This window comes from Gracilimonas sp. (genome assembly GCF_040218225.1).
Classification (GTDB): Bacteria; Bacteroidota; Rhodothermia; order Balneolales; family Balneolaceae; genus Gracilimonas.
This window is the reverse complement of the sequence record NZ_JAVJQO010000006.1, coordinates 499,450-518,523: the sequence shown is the minus strand read 5'-3', so window position 1 is coordinate 518,523 and position 19,074 is coordinate 499,450. Positions and strand designations below refer to the sequence as shown.

The following is a 19,074-nucleotide window of genomic DNA, read 5'->3' as shown; positions in this document are numbered from 1 at the left end:
GAAAACTATGCCAGTCATAACTACTCAAAACGTAACGAAAGTGTACAACCCGGATAAAGTACCGGTTCATGCATTGAATGGTGTAGATTTAACGATTGAGAAAGGAGAATTTACAGCCATCGTAGGACCTTCCGGTTCCGGTAAAACCACCTTGCTGAATATTATTGGTGGACTTGATGAACCGACCGAAGGTAAAGCATTTATTAAGGGTACAGATTTAACCACATTGTCTGACAGCGACTTGATTAAATTCAGGTTGAATCACATCGGATTTGTATTCCAGGCCTATAACCTGATTCCGGTTTTGACAGCCATCGAAAACGTGTCGTTTGTAATGCAAATGCAGGGCAGGCCTTCAGCGGAGTGTCGTGAGAAAAGTATAGCACTTTTGAAAGAAGTAGGACTGGAAGATAAGATTGATAAACGTCCTTCCGAGCTTTCGGGAGGGCAACAGCAGCGGGTGGCGGTAGCTAGAGCATTGGCTTCCAAACCTGATTTTGTACTTGCCGATGAACCGACGGCTAACCTGGATTCAGTTTCAACGGCCGAACTTTTGGATATGATGCTGGAACTGAACGAGCGGGAAGAGATGACCTTTGTCTTTTCAACCCACGATCAACGGGTAATTGACCGGGCACGCAGAGTGGTTACCTTAGTAGACGGTAAAATAGACTCTGATGAACAACGATGAGTTATTTGAATCAAAAAGGTGTGGTTTCAAAGAGTTCTCCACCTTGCGAAGGAGGAGACAGAGGAGGTCGAAGAGTAGCCAATAGTTTGGTTTGTTTGATACTAATTCTATTCATTCCAATAACCATTAAAGCCCAGCTGAGTGAAATTGTAGATATCAGCGGGTATGTGAAAGAGCTTGGACAGTTTTCGGCAAGTAATGATTTTTCAGAACTTCGCTACGATAATATCCTGCATCATCGTTTTGAAACCGAATGGTCGTTTTCAGATAACCTGGAGCTGAATGCAGATTTACGGACTCGATTGCTGAATGGATATACGGTTCAAAATGCTTCGGGGCTTGCACAGTTCTATGAAAATGATCCAAATCTTATGGATTTGTCGTGGGTGTGGATTGATTCAGATAATGCGCTCCTGCATTCCCAGATAGATCGGCTTCATCTCAGCTACTTTAATGGCCCACTTGAGTTATATGTTGGCCGACACCGGATAAACTGGGGTAAGACCACAGCGTGGAATCCGAATGATCTTTTCAATAATTATGCATTTTTGGATTTCGATTATGAGGAACGTCCGGGGGTGGATGCCGTTTCCGCTGTATACAACCTGGACTTCGCTTCCAGCATCGAAATGGGGGTTAAGCTGGCAGATTCCTTCGATGAAATGGTGATTGCCGGAATGTATCGGATCAACTATAACACGTACGATCTGCAGGTAATTGTTGGGCATTATGAAGATAAAGTTGCTTTAGGACTGGGATGGGCCGGATATCTTAAAGATGCCGGATTTAAGGGGGAAGCCACGTACTTTCATCCCGAAGAAAACTTCTTCAGCGAAACGGGAAGTTTAACAACTACCTTTGGTTTTGATTACATGTTTGATAACTCAATTTATGCCCAGGCTGAGTTTTTATATAACGGAGGATATCAAAACCGGAATGCTTCGCTGGCTACGTTAACTCAACCGCCCCGAGCGGATAATCTCTTCATATCGGAAACCGGCTATCTCTTAAATGGTTCCTATCCGGTAAATCCTCTGCTGAATGTAAATCTTGGAGTCATGGGGAGCTTCACCCAAAAAATGCTAATCCTTTTTCCTCAGGTGAGTTATTCCCTGGATGAAAACCTTGACCTGCTTCTGGTTTCCCAACTCCTGAAAGGAAAGGTTTTTTCCAATTCTGTGGAAACTCCCAATGTGTTTTTCTTCAGACTAAAATGGTCGTATTGATTAAGGTTGCTTGTCCTTAGTTAAAAGACCCTCACCTGTCCTCTCCATGCAAACAAAGAGAGGAACGCTTTAAGTAAAATAACGTGAGTTCGAATAAGAGTAGTCGTATCAATGCGTTCAGTAGTCATTCCGCGGCGTATGCCCGGAATCTTATTCCTTTTTAAGCATCAATATTTGGCATTATAACAATAACCAGATCCCTGCCTGCGCAGGGATGACTTTTGGGAAGGAAATTAAGCTATTGCTATCTGATGCTATCCCGAATCAAGGTTCATATAGTATATAGAACCGAAACTCGCTTCAAAAATTAGTCATAGCTAAAAATTTTATTATCTGAAGAAAATAATTATTGATATTGGAGCCTGACTTTTTCTATTTTTAGTCAAAGCTAAAAAATAAAATAGTCTTAAATAAGATATGAAAAAGGTAGCGCTGACTTTAGCCATACTTTTCTGTTATAGTTTTACCGCTCTTGCCCAGAATAGTACCGGAACCATTGCCGGAAAGGTAACTTCTGAAGGAGAGCCTATTGCAGGAGCAAATGTTGGAATCCTTGAATTACAAAAGGGCAGCCCGACAGATATACATGGAGAATATGAAATTAAGAATGTTCCGGCGGGGAAATACGAGCTACAAATATCAGCCGTTGGTTTTGATAAAATAGTGCGACAGGTAACCGTTGAGTCCGGCCAGACTAGAACCATTGATATCAAGATGAAAGCATCGCTTCTGGAGCTGGACCAAATGGTGGTTACGGGGACCATGCGTAAGACGTATGTAAAAGAATCGCCGGTCAAAGTAAATGTGGTAAAGGCTGAACAGCTGCAGCAGGGAAAAACCAGTTCCAATATCATGGATCTGATCAGTAGTGTAAACGGACTTTCGACCCAATTGAATTGCGGAGTTTGTGGAACCAACGCTATCCGGATTAATGGAGTGGAGGGGCCAAACACAGCCGTATTGATCGACGGAATGCCGATTATGGGAGCGCTGGCTTCGGTATATGGGTTGAATGGCATCAGCCCGTCCATCATCGATCAGGTAGAAGTGATCAAGGGTCCTCAATCTACTTTATATGGAACACAGGCTTTGGGGGGAGTGGTCAATATCATCACCAAAAACCCGGCGCTAACACCAACACTTTCTGCGGATGTATACGCCAAGAGTACCGAAGAGGGAAATATCAATGTAGCCTACTCACCAAAATTTGACCGGTTTGAAGGTTTTATAAGCGGAAACATTCTGCGTCTCGAAAATTATTTTGATGAGAACGGAGATAACTTTAACGACCTGGTTAAGCAGTCACGGATTTCATTGTTTGGAAAAGGAACTTTCCTGGGAAAGAATATGGAACAACGACTCAACTTCGCTACCAAGTTCTACACCGAAAACCGTACGGGCGGACTGGAGCAATTCTCTGATAACCTTCGTGGCTCTGACCAAATTTATGGGGAATCCATTTATACCAATCGCTTTGAGTTGATGACCGAATACCGCCCGGCCGGATTGAATGAACAACTCAGGATCAGCGGTGCCGTCACCTATCACAATCAGGACAGTTATTACGGAACCGATTGGTACGATGCGCAGCAGGGAATTGTGTTTGGTCAGGCCACCTGGGATCAGCCTATCGGCGATAACTTTCAGCTATTGGCCGGCACCACCCTTCGGTACGAAACCTACAATGACAATACCCCGGCTACTTCAGAGGGAACCGACCGGAGATGGATACCGGGTATCTTTTCACAGGGAGAATTGAAAGCCGGAGATTTTACTTTTTTAGGCGGACTTCGGGTTGACCATCATTCTGAACACGGCTACGTTACGGCTCCGAGACTATCAACCAAGTTCAGCCCAACAGATATGACCACATTCAGAATCAGTGCTGGAACCGGATTTCGGGTAGTAAATGTATTTACCGAAGACCATGCTGCGCTGACGGGTTCACGGGAAGTAGTTTTTAATGAAGATCTGGAGCCTGAAGAATCCAAAAGTATTACCGCCAGTCTGGAACAGATTATTCCTTTTGGTACGAATCCGATGACGGTAAGTCTGGATGGGTTTTACACCCACTTCTCCAATAAAATTATTCCGGATTATGATCAGGACCCCAACCTGATTGTGTATGAAAACCTGGATGGATTTTCAGTTACTCGAGGGTTTTCGGTCGGACTGGAACAGAACTTTACGTCACTTCCCATAACCTATAATGCCAGCGTGACGATCATGGATGTGTACACCGAAGAGAACGGTCAGCAACAGGCACTGGCTTATGCCCCAGAATATACCGGCGTGTTTGGGGCTACATATGATATCCACTCGCTGGATCTTTCGCTGGGATACAATGGGAACTTAATGGGGCCGAAACGCATGCCTGATAACTATGCAGAAGAGTTTGGTCGCTCTCCCAAATCGCCGGCGTATTCCACTCATGATCTCAAGATTACCAAAGAATTTACCAACGTGAACAGTGAAAATGGGGTTGGGTTTGAGGCTTATCTGTCTGCAGAAAATATTTTCAATTACACACAGGGAAGTCCGCTGGTGGATGCCGGCAATCCCTTCGGCCCAAACTTCGATACCATCTACACATGGGGACCTATTATCGGCCGCACGTTTTCCATAGGTGCACGTTTAAACCTGAGATAAATGAACAAGCTCAAAAACATATCATTTTTGGCAATTACACTTGTCCTGCTGGTGACCTTTACGGGGAGTGATGCTTTTGCCCAGGAAAAAGATCTGAACTGGACATCTTTTGAAGAAGCCGTGGAGCTGGCTAAAGAACAGGGTAAACCAATTTTGGTGGATGTGTGGGCACCGTGGTGTGGCTGGTGTAAGAAAATGCAGAAGGATGTCTACCCCAAGCTTGCGGTTACCCTGAATGAAAACTTCATACTCACCCGTTTGAACCGGGATGACAACGAGAGTCGTAAACAATATCAGCAGTTTTCCATCACTCCTTTAAGACTAGCTCAAAAGTTCAATGTGCAGAACGTACCGGCTGTGGTTCTACTCTCTCCGGAAGGGGAATACCTGTTTCATGTCTCGGGATTTATGGAAGCCGACAAGCTGGAAGAGGTTTTAGGATATGTGGTTGAGGGCCAAACGGAAAATCTGCTAAGATAGGATTCTTCCCTCATTCTTTACGCCGAGCGTCAGAGCGTGATCAAGCTGGTTTTTCTTCACGGGCCAGCATATCCATGAATTTTGTAAATCGCCTCTGCCTGGTTTCGGGCCTCTTCGCTGATGTCAATCCGTAGGCGATATGATAGCGACTCGCCTTGTTGAGCGTTTCAAAGAACTGTTTTGCTTTTGGCTTGCTATGGAGTGCTTCCAGGAAATCTGCCGGCACTTCCAGTTCACTTGCCACATATGCCTTCTCCCATCGGCCATCCGATTGGGCTGCACGAACATGCTCGAGGCCAGACTCCATCATCCGGCCCTCTTTGATCAAGCGCTCGGCATGCTCCCTGTTTCTTTTTGACCAATTGCTTCCGGCTCTCCTGGGAGTGATCCGTTGGAGATAAGCCTGGTCATCCAATGACTTCCTGATGCCGTCGATCCAGCCCCAGCAAAGCACCTCAATCACCACATCATTCCAGGTCACGCTCGGAATTTCGGTCTTCTTCTTGAATATTTTCACCCACAGTTCATCCTCAGTGGCGTGATTCAGTTTTAGCCATCGGCCGAGATCTTTTGGCGATGCAAAAGGCAAGATTTTTGTTGGATCAGGTTCAGGCATGAAACTGGACTCTTTTCGATATAGCGGCCTGATGTTTAAAAGGCGCAGTTTCTCTGTTTTTGTTGAAGTAACTGAATAGTTTTATTGCACACAAGCTTGTGAGAAGATTTAAGGAAGCAGAGCATCGTAACGAGCATAAAGGTTAATTTTCTTTGAGATAAGAAGTATGGCTGGATGTTTCCAGATATACGACCACATCAAAATGTTTTTTAATATCAATTTCATAGAATTGTGTTACTTCTTGGGGTCTGGAGCCAATTGAACGAAACCCTGCTCTTTGGTTCAGGAGCGGAATGTTCTTTACTTGTCTTAAGTCTAGCAAAAAGTTTTCATGTTTACTTTTTGAAAAGAAATACTCATAAGTACCTATATATGGGGGGTGTACTTCGTAGAATGATTTTGGACCATAGGCGGAATAAGTTCCCGTTTTGTAGGTAAAACCGAAACTAACATAATCTTTACCATACCAGCGGTTGAGGAAAGCTCCTGTCTTTCCACCGGTCTTGGTAATATGTGTGTTATCTGCCGATATAATCATTCTGCTTGTTTCAGGGGTGTTTTCCACGATCCACCGGATATTTTCAGCCATATATTCATCCCGGCTTTTTGCTTGTTCTAACTGGAAATGAAAAGCCAGACTTTGCATAAATATATTCATGTAATGGTTTATGGTTTCCACACGATCAAGAGAAACACCATCAAAACTTTTCTGCGATAAATAGCGCAGCATTGCTTCTGATTTTTCAACAAGTGAATCTTTAATCTGTCTCATTTCCAGTGATTTCTCATAAAGGTCACTTATCACTTCCAACTCAGCTAATGCCACAGAGTCATGAGAAGCAGCGAACTCTTTGACGGCCCCCAATGCCGACCACCCGTTTTGCATGTCATAGCCTCTAAACTCAACGCTATTATTATGCTGTTCATTATAATGCTTCATCCATTCAACGATATCTATCATCTCCTGAGTTTGCCAGCTTGGATAGGTCAGTTTAGTTAAAACTTGATCGATATCACCCCGCCCATTTTGCACATAATCATTTATGTATTCGGCCTCAATGGCAGGCATTTCTAAGGCGAACACAGAGAATCCTTCTTTTTCCACGAGATACTGGAGCATTCTAAGCTTCAATTTATAAATGGAAGACGAGCCGTGGGAGTTTTCTCCCAATGCAACCAACCGGGCACCTTCTACTATTTCAGAAAGCCCCACTAATTCACTTCTTTTTTGTTGTTCTTGATTATTCATTGCAAAAGGAATGGCTCTCTCATTGAGAAGGGCTATCTCATCTTCGGTAGGTTCCCTGAAATCGGGGCTATCCTCTCCAAAAACTTTCCCACCGATCTTAATCTGCACTGAATCAAACCAAAAGCTTCCACTTCCACTCGCTACTAAAGCTATTAGAACATTATCTGTTTTATAACCCTCTTTCAATGATGTCTTAAGAGAAGCAACTTGCCAGTTATTCGGAATTACCTCCTGATTCGCTGAAGCAAGTACATTTCCTTCTGCCGGATCGAAAATAATCAGCTGCAATTGAAGCGAATCTGCTTGTTGAGCTTTTATAGATCCCCGGATAGAAAATGTTTTACCCGAAATCAGTTCACCCGGAATAGTCAAAATTGTATAGGTCTCAGCATTTGTCAAAGACATAAAGAGACTTTTATTTCCAGACTTGCTAACCGCACTGTCCAGGTAAGCCGTAAACTTTTCTCCTTCGCCTTCAATCGCCCATTTTCGCGGTTGTGATTTATAGACTCCATATTCAAAATCAGTATTCCAGAAATATTGAGCTTGTACTGATTCCAGTCCACCCCAAAACAGGATCAAAAAGAGAAATGCGGGTTTGCAGAGTTTCTGAGATCGTTTATTCATATCTACTAATCAAAAAATTCAAATTCGCCCCCAATGTAACAGTGCTTTTTTGACAAAAATAGAATGATTTTAGCCCGGTAGATATTATAAATCCTGATATTGTTTGGGTAAAAAGCCGATCTGATTTTTAAATGTTCTGGTAAAATGGCTCTGATCTGCAAAACCACAGGCATAGGCTACCTGAGTAAGTGAGTGATTCGACTCTTTGATCATCTTTAAAGACCGCTCAATTTTGATTTTCCTCATATATTCACCAAATGTTGTTGAAAAGTATTTTCGAAAATTTCCGGAAATGGTAACCGGGTGAACCCCAACTTCATTCGATAGCTTCTGGAGAGATAGTTGCTGGTTCCAATTGTCGTTGAGGATTTCTCTCAGCACAGGTACCCAGTCAGGGCAAGCATTACTATTATTTAAAAAAGAGGCATGATTAACCATTTCAAGGAAAAGCATTTTGACTGCCTCCTGAGTAAAAGAATCTTTGAAGAGAACTTCTTTTAGAATATTTAAGAAAATGAATTTACTAAAAGGATGATTTTCAATGGCTGCATTGATCTGATATTCCTGAAGTTCGTATTTCTGCAGAAACGCATTATCTATTTCAATACTTAAATGTTTTGAAGGAAATACCTGATAGATATTTTGGTGAGGCTCGTAGGCATGATAATAGTTAATACTACCGCAAACTCTTTCTATCTGTTTACTTTTTCTGTTTTCAATATTCCCGCCTTTCAATACAAAACTAATCAGTGGATTCTTATGTGCATGCCATTGCCCCGTTTCAGTCGGTTCAGGATATTCCGTTATACCAATTACAAAATCCTTGAGAAGATAAGTTGTAGAGTCAGGAGCAAGGGATTGCCCTTTACCTAAAATATACTTGCCGGAATCTATCACAGATATTTGCCAGAGAATTATTAATGAGGTTTTGCCTTACGAACTTTACCTGGATTAGTTAAGGTAACTCAAAGCCCAATAACTCCCCCGCGTTTAACGAGCGCAGGTGTTCGGTTTTAATTGAAGTAACTGAATAGTTTTATATCACACAAGCTTGTGAGAAGATTTTAGGAAGCAGAGCACCGTAATGAGCACAAAAACTTGGTGAACCTTAGTGTCCTTGTGTCCTGGTGGCGAGAAAAGAGGAGGCCACAAAGGGGATGGAGGCAAAAAAAAACTTAGTGAATCTTAGTGCCCTTGTGTCTTGGTGGCGAGAGAGAAGAAGGCCACGAAGGCACGAAGTCACAAAGCATCACAAAGAGTAATGGGGTTCTTAAAAACTTTTTGCGGCTTTGGCATGATACTAAAATGTTATTCATCCCTCGTTCTGCCTCAGAATGCGATAGTTTTAATGTATAGAAGTTGGTGTGTAGACTTAAGGAAGCAGAGCTTCCGGGGGGGGGGGGCGTTCCGCAGGTGACCTACGGAACGAGGTAAAGATAATAGCTTTGTGTAATTTTGCAAGAGGGGGAGACACTGCCATCTTTGACATGGATCTGACCAAAACAGCCCGTCATCGCGAGGAACTCACTTGTTTTAGTAGGTTTTGTTTTCTTACGACGAAGCGATCTCCATAACTAAGCTCAAATATTTATTCGGGAGATTGCCACTGTATTTGCACCCTTCGGTCGCATCCCGACTTTCGGGACTCGCAATGACGTGCTATAAATTGAACAGATGTTTACTTAATCAGCGTCATCTTTTTGGTGAGTACCTGGTTCCCGGCTTTTAGCTGGTAGATGTACATTCCGGAGGGAAGGGCACCACCTGACGAAGTAAGTGCATTCCAGCTAACGGTTTTTTGTCCGGCAGGTTGACGTTCATTTACCAGGGTTGCTATTTCGGCTCCCAGCATATTGTACACTTTCAGGGAAACCTGAGAAGCTTCGTTCAGCGTGTAGGAGAGGGTGGTGCTTGGATTGAATGGGTTCGGGTAGTTCTGTGCTAAAGTAATTCCTTTAGGTAAATCATCTCCAGGTTCCTGGGAGGTACTTATCTTGGATAATTCCGATTCTATAGCCGCAACCACCTGATCGGTATCAGTGTCCACAAAACCGGTTCCCTTGTAAGCCACGGTACCATCTGCCGAAATGACGACCGAGCGGTCATAAGCAGAGGCATTTCCATAATAATCGATCAGGCTTTGCCGGGCATTTAACAATAACGTATAGGTAATTCCTGTTTCTGACCTGAAATTCTGATTTGCACTTGTAGGATCATTCCAGGTATCAAGTCCAAGTGCCACGAAGTTGGTGTTTTCCATGAAGGGCTGGTAAATGTCTTCTTCAGTAATTGGACCATTATCAAGGCAATGCGGACAGCCGGCTCCATAAAAGAAGATGTAAACGACTTTGCCATCAAAATCTGAAAGGGAGACTTCCTCATTCTCCAGCGAGGTGTAGGTGAAGCCCGGAGCTTCATCCCCGGTATTTACCTGTGCCATGACCGAAGTTGAAAAAAGAACGGCGAATAAAAACAGTAATAGGTTTTTCATAGTATTTCCTCTTTAGAACCGGGTGGTAAATCGTACTTCTACTCCTTCAAAATCCAGGATCTCGTAGCAGATTCCGGATGTGCAGGCAGGTCCTCCGCGTCGCTTGCCTGCGAATACATCCAACGTGTGAGTTTGGTTGATCTTATATCGGACATTTCCACCCAGCCAGGTCTGGACTTTGTCTTCAACGTCAAACGTGCGGGGGTCGTCGGTCAATAGCAGATCATCGGTAGCTTCAAAGACCAGGCTTACGGTCAGGTCAGGTACCGTGGAATAGGCGATGGAGGCGTAATAATTTTCGACATTCTGTGAAAAAGCCGTTTTGTAATAGGTCTGAAACTGAAGATCCAAAGCCAGATTCCATTCATAATTGAAGCTTTTATCCGTAATCAATCCGACCGAAATACGATTCTCTTCTCCCTTTTGCTCATCAATGGCATAATCCAGAAAGGTTTTAAAAGACAGGAAATCGGATGCCTGGTAATATCCTTCCAGAAAATATTCCCGGTACTCATTGGTTCGGAAAATCTCATTTTTGGCCGTGGTGAGGTTGGCCGTAATGGAATGACCGTCTTCAAAGTTATAAAAGGCCTCAAACTGAAAGCCGGACTCGTTAGCCGTACTCAGCACATGCGTGCTTCGGTTCAGCACCGGGTAGGTGTGCTCTTTGATGAGGGAAGGCGGATCGTTAAAACCTGAACCCAGTCTAAACTGGTTGTAGTTTTTGTATTCAAAACTAAGCCCGAATGATTCATAGAAATAATTAAGTCCGGAATACAGGGCATATGAATCTTCTTCCTCAAATTGGAAAAGAGCGATGTCGGTATCGAAAGCATATTCTCCGTAAATCTGCACGTTGAAAGGGAGATTGTAATTGTACATCAGTGAAGCCAGTTCCCGGTATTCATCCTGGCCGTCAGAACGGCTTCGCATAAAAGCACCGCCGATGCTGAGATCCTGGGTGAGATAAAAGCTGGATTCTATAGCCTCAACTAAATCAGGACGTCGGGCGCTGTCCGGTTTAAAATTGGGAGGAAGTGGATTGAATAAGGGGCGGGCATGGATAACAGAAGCTTCAATCCAGTCATTTTTGTAGCTGATATCCACTCCTTCCTGATCGCGATTAAAAGCGTAACGGGTGCGGTAAAAAGAATCTTCATAAACAGAGCCCGGAATATCATAGCTGCGAAGCAGTAATCCACGCCCAATGGTTTTATAGAAATTTCCTACCCTGACTTTGAAATGGTCATCTTCATATTGAAGGCGTTTTTGTGTGAGCGCAAAATAATTACGGTCGTTAAAAGGGGTGAGAAAATGTTCAAACCGCCCGTAGACACTAATTTTTTCCTGATCATAAAACAGATTCAGCTGATCATAGGAAGTGGCAAGGTCGGTATTCTCTTCATAGGGAAGATTCCCGTACTGAAACTCAAAGGTATTGGTCCCATAAAGCTGAGCCAGAACAGGAGCAGAACCCAGAAATAGCGTCCCAAGTGATATGATCAGACACTTTTTAATCACTCTTGAAGGAGTTTATGGATTTCAGCCTCAATCATTTTCTCTTCACCGGGCGTATATCCTTCATGAAAGTAGACGACTTCGTCATCACTGTTTACGATGAGAAGGGTGGGAACGGCCTGCACGCGGAGCCGGGACATCACGTTGTTATCCGTATCCAGCAATACCGGATAATCCACACCAAGGGATTTGGCAAAAGGCTTGACTTTAGACAGGTTTCGGGGGCCATCCACACTAATGCCAATAAACTGAACACCTTGTGATTCCAGCCTTTCATTCATCTCTACAAACTTGGGTATAGACTTGATGCAGGGTTTACACCAGGTGGCCCAAAAATCGATGACGGTAAGCTTTTCTCCCTTTAAGTCTTCATAGGAAACCGTACGGTTGTCCAGATTCTTCAGCTTGAAATTATGGACTTTCGGTCCGCTGATCACAGAGGCCGTAACAAACAGTAAAAGCGATAAGAGAAGTTTCATGGCTGACGTTTAAAGGGATAGACAACCATGAAACGGAAAATCTTACTTAATTGCTGTAAGGCCTAAGTAAACTGTCTTGGATATTAAAGTAACTAAAGTCATTCCCGTGCAGACGGGAATCTAAATATTGCCATAGAAGAAGCTTTCATACCTGTCAAACAATTAGATTTCGGGCATGCGCCGCGAAATGACTACTTACGCACAAAACTGAGATTAGAAAACGGAGTGTTAATTCATCACCTAGTTCAAGCGTCCGCTTGGACGGTGTAGCTTTAGAAAAAAACAGGAATTCGAAACCAATTTATTGTTCATTTTGCATTGAACTTCTTAATGCATTTTCTCTAAGGTCAGCTCTTGACCTCTTTTGTTTTTACTGAAATAAGTTCAGCACAGGCTTCCTTAACAAGAAGAAAGACGTGTCTATACGTTCAAAGCTTAGATTATAAAACGGAGTATTAATTCAATATGAATAACTCTCCTCCTTGAGAAGGAGGAGATACAAAGGAGGTCAAAGTTTTAAAGGATTATATATTTTCGGATAATCTAATCTTCTGACTCTTCCCTTGATGGCGGCCGTCGGTTATCATTTGAAATGGTATCAATCAGCTTGTTGTAAGGATCGATGCCGGCTGAAGTAGGTTCTTCATTCACTGTGATTGTTAAATCGTTGAGGATTTCAGTAAACTTATGTTTTTTGAAATACAGCACGGTTTCCTGTCCAAGAGAGTCGGTTCCGAAAACCCCCACATCTACCCAATCCTGTAGCGGAAGTGATTTAACCGGAAGCCGGCGATCTTCGATTTCAATAGCCAAACTATCACCTGCTTCATTTTTATAAATGCGTTTCCCGGTGTCGCCCGTACGATATTTGGAAACCTGAAGGGTCAGATTCACTTCATACGTGCTGCTGTCCACTTCCGTGTAAGTGGCATCTTCCACTCTGTTATCATATAGCGTAATGGTTTCAAACATATCCTTGATGAGATACTGCAGGGAATCAGGAGTGGCCTCTTTCAGGTGCTCAAGCAACTCTAAAGAAGTGGTGTAGGGTGGCTCCTGAAATGCTACTTCGTCGATGTAGTCGCTAAGAGCAGCATTCAGCTTGTCATCGCCGATATAATCGCTGAGTGCATAGAATACCAGTGAGCCTTTGTTGTAGTGAATGTATTGCTGGTTTTCATTATAAATGAGCGGTAGCTCTTTTTGAGATTCTAACGTCCGGCCTGTCAGGTAACTATCCAAAGCGTCTTTCAGGAAAATGCGCATCTGATTCTCTCCGTGTTCCTTTTCCAGCACTTTAAGCGAGCTGTATTCAGAAAGGCTTTCGGAAAGCATGGTGGCACCCTGCACATTAGCGCCAATCACCTGATGTGCCCACCACTGGTGAGCAACCTCATGCGCGGTTATACTGAATGGATAGTTGACGCCTTCTTCATTGGTCGTATCCACTTCTGCGATAAATCCAATGGCTTCTGAGTAGGGAATGGTGTTGGCAAATGACTGAGCGAAACTACCTCCGGTTCGTGGAAACTCGATAATACGCACTTGCTGGTGCTGATAAGGGCTATATTCGGAAGTGTAATAATCCAGAGACTTTTTCATGCCGTTCATCATGTAGTCCAGGTTATAATCGTGCCCTTTGTGATAGTAGATTTCCAGGGCAACATCATTCCAGGTGTCTTTTACGACTTCAAATTCAGCAGAAATAAAAGAGTAAAAATTAACCATGGTGCTGTCCATTTTGTAATGGAAATAGCGACGTCCATTTTCCTCCCATTCGTTCTGAAGATAACCGGGTGCAATGGCAATCTGTTCAGGTGAAGTACTGATCGTGGTTTCGAACTCAATCCAATCAGCATCGCCAGAGATGTAGTTATTCATCCGTGCAGCACTGTCGGTGGGCGGTGCCATGCGGTCTTTAGGGGGAAGGTTATAGCGTTCGCGGGCATCCGTTCCGGACAGCTCCATCGATTCCTGATATCCCAGTCTTGGAAAAATTGAATTGTTGACGAACGTACCATTCTTTCGGACGGGAGAATTACTTCTCAGGATTTCATTGGGTTTGTTTGAAATGGCGAAAGAAAAAAGCAGGGTATCGCCCGGCATCAGCGCGTCCTCCAGCTGATAGATGTCATAATTCATGGAATCATCTTCCATAACCAATTCGTAAGGCTGGTTAAAACTAAATGAGCTGATGAAATTGTTATGATCGATGTGGATAGAATCAATCGGGACATTCGTTTTATTCTTTAAAACATAGGTTCCGGCTGCCTTGAAGTCCCGGGTTTCCGGAAACAGATCAAGGTTTATAGTAGAAGAAGTAATGCGGGGCTGGGGAATGCCTTTATACTTCCCATAGTTTTTCTCCCACTGTGCCGCTTGCTGTTCTCTTTCTTTGGATGAAAGCCGCTCGTACTTGATGTTATCGACGTAGTAAATCCAGCTTCCAATCGACACGAACCCAACCAATGAAAGAGTGAATACGGCCTTAAGTACCGGAGTAAATTCCCGGCTGGCATTTTGCAATCGCTCTTTAATGCTTCCGGGCAATCCACGGCGAAAAAGAATGATGGAAAGCACATAAAATGCGATGCCTAAAAGCAGCCAGTAACTCTTATAAACGTAATACTCGGCGAGGGAAGAACCATATCCATTCATGTCCGAATATTGGGTTCCGGGACCCTGATTGTACTTAAAGATATCCTGTTCAATGCCAATAGAACCGAGGAAGGAAATCCCGATAGAAATCAACAACAGCAGGATAAATCCAACATAGTAGTTCTTGAAAAAGGAGTGGAAAAGGATGGCGAGCAATCCCCAAATCAAAACATGAACGAGGGATATGGCATATAAATCAAATAGGTAAAGTCCGATTTCAAAGTTGTAATACCCATTGAAAAGCTGAACACCAATTCCGGCAATCATAATGATAGAAAGCAGTATGACCTGCATTTTGACCAAAGCAATGAACTTGGACAGCAGAATGGTCCAGTTAGGTGTTGGTGTTACATGTACCAGTTGGTCCATATCGGAAATTCGGCTTCGGTGAATCAGCATTCCTGCATACAAAAAGGTCAAAATGTTGATGAACAGGTTGAAGAAGGTGCCGGGAAGCTGAAGCATCTGCCAGGTAACCGGCAGGGTATCGGTTCCAAAAATCTCAGCCCCAAGCAAAATCACGCTTAAGGATATAAGTAACCCCACCAGGGATATGATTATAAAAGCCCAGCCTTTAACAATGTATTTAAGGTCAATGTCAGAAAGGTTCCAGGCCAGCTTAAGGTTTTGGGCCCAGGAAAAATCAAAGTTTACTTTTGGAAGAGATACGGTTAGGATACTTCCGAAATTTTTCTTGGTAACACGTTCGCTCTTTTTGCTTCCGAATAAGCTGAACGAAAATGCTTCCTGGCTAAAACTGAAGGCTCTGTAAACCAGCGCGAAAATAGCAACTCCCAGTCCGGACCAGAGCAAGCGATTATATAAAATTACTTCGCCCCAGGGCAGTGGGTTTTGGTTCCGCTCGTAAATAGTCCAGTATTCGGTATAGTATGCATTTGCCTGAAATCCGTATGGATCCAATAATGCGGCCAGCATTTTGTTGTCAAGGTCTTGTGTGAGGTTACTGGCAAAAATCTGGATAAGGAAGAGAGCCAGAATGGTAATAAACCCAACGTTAATATTTCGGGTGAAGGTTACCACCGCAAAAACAATGGCCCCAAAGAAAATCAGGTTGGGAATAATGTAATAGATAAAAGGCTGTGTATAATTAATCAGCTTGAACGGCCCCAGGAGGTCAGGATTTGTCCCCGGGAAAATACTTCCAAGGAATACCCCCAAAGCAGCGGCAACCACAACCAGTGTAGCAATGCAAATTCCGGCTAAAAATTTGGCCAGCAGATATTCCCATTTTGTAAAGGGGTAGGAATACATCACCGAATGCATTTCGTGTTTATAGTCCTTGTAGATCGTTCCGCCAATGATGGCTGGAAGCAGGAAGTACACGATAATGGCCATCTCGTTCAGCAATCCATTGATAGCAGACGCTGAGTTTACGATGGTAATAGAATTAATACTGACGGTGATGCTTTCAAACAATCCCGAGGCTGTGGCCATGGTAAATAATGACAACAGAAACAGGATGCCGGAATACACATAAAAAGAAGGCTTGCGCAGCCAGTACCGCAGTTCAAAAGAGAAAATGGTATAGAACATGATAGGAGGTATTTTGGCTTATGCGGCTACGACTTCTTTTTCTTCCCTGAGCGTGACGAAATAAACGTCTTCCAATTCAGGACTTTTAGCTTCGAAACTTTCATCAGGTTTTTGGGATCCATGAACACGAATATTCAGGGTGTTATCCTGATTGAAGCTGGACGAAATTACATTAAACTTAGCTTCGTGCTCTTCCAGGGCATCGCGTTCAATATTCTTAGTCCACATTTGACCTTCCAGAGCAGCGACAGCTTGTTTAGGCGTGTGGTGACTCAGAATCTTACCGCCGTTCATGATCGACATATCGGTGCAGAGCTCTTTTACATCATCCACAATGTGTGTGGAGAAAATCACAATGTGATTGGTTCCGATCTCACGCAGTACATTCAGGAACCGGTGGCGCTCGGAAGGATCGAGTCCGGCTGTTGGCTCATCTACAATAATGAGTTTTGGGTCGTTAAGCAGCAGTTGAGCAATGCCGAACCGTTGCTTCATACCCCCGGAGTAACCGGCTACGCTTTTACGTCTTACCTCAAGCAGGTTGGTAACTTCAAGTGCGGTATTTACCATTTGGGTACGCTGGTTTTTATCAGCAATACCTTTGAGCCGGGCAAAATAATGAAGCAGGTCTTCGGCCGACATCTTTGGATACACCCCAAATGATTGTGGTAAATATCCCAGCACTTTTCGCAGGCTGTTTTTGTCGTTCAGGATATCAATATCGTCCAGGAATGCAGAACCGGTATCAGGGGCCTGCAAAGTGGCGATGGTTCGCATCAGCGTTGATTTCCCGGCGCCATTAGGACCAAGAAGTCCGAACATCCCTGATTCAATTTCTATAGACACATCGTCGAGTGCCTTAACCCCGTTTTTATATGTTTTCGAAATATTGGAAAGTGATAGCTTCATATGTTGCTTAGTTGAATAAAAGTAATAGGTGGGAGTATAAGTAAATCAGTAAGGATTCACCGAATAAAAATTTTTTTAAAGCCAGGAGGCTTGTTCTTTGGGTGATATAAGGACTATAAATTTTTCAAATCGAAACTCGATGAGTTTATTTTCTACCCCGTTCTGGATTATTCTTTGATAAGTTTTCTGTACCTCTTCAAGTGAACGCTCACTTTTTTCAATATTATCCAGTTCCCCGTCAGCATTCATATCTAAGTAAATCTCGCTGGAATCGGTAACAAGGGAATTAATCGTAAACTGGTTGTACAGCAGGTCTCTGTAATACCCGAATGTTTGAATGGTATACACCGTATCATTTTCAGTAATGGTTAATATCCGCTGGGTATTACGGGCTTTGAATTTATGTTGATCTATTGCCTGCTGAATACCATAGGTGTAGATACTATTTGCCTGATCAATAGAAAAAGGACCATACTGCACCAGATCAATGATACCATCCTGGTTAGTGTCCATAGATCGGAATACTGATTTACCTTCTTCTTTTTTGATCAGGTAATTATACCCCTCACCAGAAGGAGCTGAAATACTTATAATTTCAAAAGGTTCATCGTCAAATGTGAAGGCGAAATCGGTGCGGGTGGGTAAATCTTTAGTAGAAGAGCATCCGAGAAAAAGCAGCCCGGTTAAAAGAAGGAAAGATAATTTTGCTTTGAAGATCATAACACCCTCGGACTATTAGGGGATGCTAAATAGTAACCAATTAGGCCATTGATTCAAAGAAAAAAGCTCGATTTACATTTTAAATCGAGCTTTAAAGTGCTTTTGATTGGTGATTTTCTAATCTACCCAGTCAGCAATAAAAACGTTTGTTGACCGGTCCCCGCCATTATTACGGTTAGATGAGAATACGATCTTCTTTCCATCCGGTGAAAACATGGGGAAGGAATCGAAAGCTTCATCAAAGGTAACTTGCTCCAGTCCGGTTCCATCCACGTTAATCATGAATATGTTGAATGGAAATCCACGTTGGGATTGATGGTTGGAGGAGAATACGATTTTTTCGCCGGAAGGATGGAAGTACGGTGCCCAGTTGGCGTTGCCAAGGTCGGTAATTTGGCGGAGTCCGGTTCCATCCACATTAACAATAAAAAGCTCCATATTTGTAGGCTCAACCAGTCCTTCATTCAGAAGTGATTTATACTTCGTGATTTCTTCTTCAGTCTCCGGCCGGGAAGCACGAAATATGAGTTGACTTCCATCAGGGGAGAAGAAAGCACCTCCGTCATAACCCAGTTCATCAGTAATCTGTATTACATTTGAACCATCGGTGTCCATGATGAATAATTCCAGGTCACCGGTTCGGGTGGAAGTGAATACGATTTTGTCGCCCTTTGGAGAAACGGTGGGTTCGGCGTCATAACCCGGCTCATCAGTAAGTTTGGCAATGATGTTGCCATTTAAATCAGCTTTATAAATGTCGTAACCTTCGTAAATGGGCCATACATAAGCTCCGCCTGCCCCACGTTCCGGAGCAGCAGGACATTCAACATTATCTGCATGTGTTGAGGAATAAACAAAAGTTGAGTCCCCGGGAAGAAAGTAAGAGCAGGTGGTACGTCCCTTTCCGGTGCTGACCATCGGTGGCTCAAAGCCGGGTTCTTTTTCGGAAATATCCATGTAAAAAATCTGATCGCAATCTACGCCCCATTCCGGGTTATTGGATTGAAAAATTAGTTTTTCATTATCGTAGCTCCAGTAAGCTTCGGCGTTATCACCGCCAAAAGTAAGCTGCTGAACATTACGAAGGTGAACTTCCTGAGCATATTTCAGGGTATCAGCCTCAGGATTATAGGGTTTTTTCTCCGGGGTTGAAGTACAAGATACAGCTGCGATAGCTATCGCCAATACAGGGAATAATTTCATGAAT

At 43.3% G+C, this 19,074-nt stretch carries 14 protein-coding genes; 4 read left to right on the top strand and 10 right to left on the bottom strand.

Features of this window, described 5'->3' with window-relative positions; genetic code table 11:
- The first annotated feature begins 7 nt into the window (after nt 1-7).
- The 4 genes from RIB15_RS09545 to RIB15_RS09530 all read left to right on the top strand — a co-directional run bounded on the left by RIB15_RS09545 (nt 8) and on the right by RIB15_RS09530 (nt 5,046).
- Complete coding sequence (locus tag RIB15_RS09545; protein ID WP_350201919.1) at nt 8-691, top strand: ABC transporter ATP-binding protein; 684 nt, start codon at nt 8-10, stop codon at nt 689-691.
- Nucleotides 688-1,917 carry a hypothetical protein gene (locus RIB15_RS09540; protein ID WP_350201918.1) on the top strand — a complete coding sequence of 410 codons (1,230 nt, stop codon included), beginning with the start codon at nt 688-690 and terminating at the stop codon, nt 1,915-1,917. Before RIB15_RS09545 ends, RIB15_RS09540 begins: the two co-directional genes overlap by 4 nt.
- A gap of 417 nt (nt 1,918-2,334) precedes the next feature.
- The gene (locus tag RIB15_RS09535; RefSeq protein WP_350201917.1) at nt 2,335-4,566 is read left to right on the top strand and encodes a TonB-dependent receptor; all 2,232 of its coding nucleotides are present in this window, start codon (nt 2,335-2,337) and stop codon (nt 4,564-4,566) included.
- Nucleotides 4,567-5,046: a thioredoxin family protein gene (locus tag RIB15_RS09530; RefSeq protein ID WP_350201916.1), complete on the top strand. Its 480-nt coding sequence runs from the start codon at nt 4,567-4,569 to the stop codon at nt 5,044-5,046. It abuts the gene before it with no gap.
- Nucleotides 5,047-5,086: 40 nt separating this feature from the next.
- On the opposite strand, the gene RIB15_RS09525 is transcribed toward RIB15_RS09530, so the two are convergent.
- The 10 genes from RIB15_RS09525 to RIB15_RS09480 all read right to left on the bottom strand — a co-directional run bounded on the left by RIB15_RS09525 (nt 5,087) and on the right by RIB15_RS09480 (nt 19,070).
- Nucleotides 5,087-5,662, bottom strand: coding sequence for a YdeI/OmpD-associated family protein (locus RIB15_RS09525; protein ID WP_350201915.1), 576 nt, complete (start codon nt 5,660-5,662; stop codon nt 5,087-5,089).
- Nucleotides 5,663-5,804: 142 nt separating this feature from the next.
- Complete coding sequence (locus RIB15_RS09520) at nt 5,805-7,538, bottom strand: erythromycin esterase family protein (RefSeq protein ID WP_350201914.1); 1,734 nt, start codon at nt 7,536-7,538, stop codon at nt 5,805-5,807.
- Nucleotides 7,539-7,622: 84 nt separating this feature from the next.
- A complete protein-coding gene (locus tag RIB15_RS09515) occupies nt 7,623-8,435 on the bottom strand; it encodes a helix-turn-helix domain-containing protein (protein ID WP_350201913.1) in 813 nt (270 codons plus the stop codon).
- A gap of 781 nt (nt 8,436-9,216) precedes the next feature.
- Nucleotides 9,217-10,029: a redoxin family protein gene (locus RIB15_RS09510; protein ID WP_350201912.1), complete on the bottom strand. Its 813-nt coding sequence runs from the start codon at nt 10,027-10,029 to the stop codon at nt 9,217-9,219.
- 12 nt (nt 10,030-10,041) lie between these two features.
- Complete coding sequence (locus RIB15_RS09505; RefSeq protein WP_350201911.1) at nt 10,042-11,550, bottom strand: hypothetical protein; 1,509 nt, start codon at nt 11,548-11,550, stop codon at nt 10,042-10,044.
- Nucleotides 11,547-12,026 (bottom strand): TlpA family protein disulfide reductase, encoded by a 480-nt coding sequence (locus RIB15_RS09500; RefSeq protein ID WP_350201910.1) that lies wholly within the window; start codon nt 12,024-12,026, stop codon nt 11,547-11,549. Before RIB15_RS09500 ends, RIB15_RS09505 begins: the two co-directional genes overlap by 4 nt.
- 543 nt (nt 12,027-12,569) lie before the next feature.
- Nucleotides 12,570-16,238, bottom strand: a complete 3,669-nt coding sequence (locus RIB15_RS09495; protein ID WP_350201909.1) for an ABC transporter permease/M1 family aminopeptidase — start codon at nt 16,236-16,238, stop codon at nt 12,570-12,572.
- Nucleotides 16,239-16,256: 18 nt separating this feature from the next.
- Nucleotides 16,257-17,147 (bottom strand): ABC transporter ATP-binding protein, encoded by an 891-nt coding sequence (locus RIB15_RS09490; RefSeq protein WP_350201908.1) that lies wholly within the window; start codon nt 17,145-17,147, stop codon nt 16,257-16,259.
- A 75-nt stretch (nt 17,148-17,222) separates the two neighbouring features.
- Nucleotides 17,223-17,867 carry a hypothetical protein gene (locus RIB15_RS09485; protein WP_350201907.1) on the bottom strand — a complete coding sequence of 215 codons (645 nt, stop codon included), beginning with the start codon at nt 17,865-17,867 and terminating at the stop codon, nt 17,223-17,225.
- Between the two features lie 117 nt (nt 17,868-17,984).
- Nucleotides 17,985-19,070, bottom strand: a complete 1,086-nt coding sequence (locus RIB15_RS09480; RefSeq protein ID WP_350201906.1) for a TolB family protein — start codon at nt 19,068-19,070, stop codon at nt 17,985-17,987.
- Nucleotides 19,071-19,074 lie beyond the last annotated feature (4 nt).

Bases quoted from the DNA above. Each gene is read 5' to 3' on its own strand.
- RIB15_RS09495 (WP_350201909.1), bottom strand. From the start codon at position 16,238: ATGTTCTATACCATTTTCTCTTTTGAACTGCGGTACTGGCTGCGCAAG.
- RIB15_RS09500 (WP_350201910.1), bottom strand. From the start codon at position 12,026: ATGAAACTTCTCTTATCGCTTTTACTGTTTGTTACGGCCTCTGTGATC.
- RIB15_RS09480 (WP_350201906.1), bottom strand. From the start codon at position 19,070: ATGAAATTATTCCCTGTATTGGCGATAGCTATCGCAGCTGTATCTTGT.
- RIB15_RS09485 (WP_350201907.1), bottom strand. From the start codon at position 17,867: ATGATCTTCAAAGCAAAATTATCTTTCCTTCTTTTAACCGGGCTGCTT.
- RIB15_RS09535 (WP_350201917.1), top strand. From the start codon at position 2,335: ATGAAAAAGGTAGCGCTGACTTTAGCCATACTTTTCTGTTATAGTTTT.
- RIB15_RS09545 (WP_350201919.1), top strand. From the start codon at position 8: ATGCCAGTCATAACTACTCAAAACGTAACGAAAGTGTACAACCCGGAT.
- RIB15_RS09525 (WP_350201915.1), bottom strand. From the start codon at position 5,662: ATGCCTGAACCTGATCCAACAAAAATCTTGCCTTTTGCATCGCCAAAA.
- RIB15_RS09540 (WP_350201918.1), top strand. From the start codon at position 688: ATGAGTTATTTGAATCAAAAAGGTGTGGTTTCAAAGAGTTCTCCACCT.
- RIB15_RS09510 (WP_350201912.1), bottom strand. From the start codon at position 10,029: ATGAAAAACCTATTACTGTTTTTATTCGCCGTTCTTTTTTCAACTTCG.
- RIB15_RS09490 (WP_350201908.1), bottom strand. From the start codon at position 17,147: ATGAAGCTATCACTTTCCAATATTTCGAAAACATATAAAAACGGGGTT.
- RIB15_RS09520 (WP_350201914.1), bottom strand. From the start codon at position 7,538: ATGAATAAACGATCTCAGAAACTCTGCAAACCCGCATTTCTCTTTTTG.
- RIB15_RS09530 (WP_350201916.1), top strand. From the start codon at position 4,567: ATGAACAAGCTCAAAAACATATCATTTTTGGCAATTACACTTGTCCTG.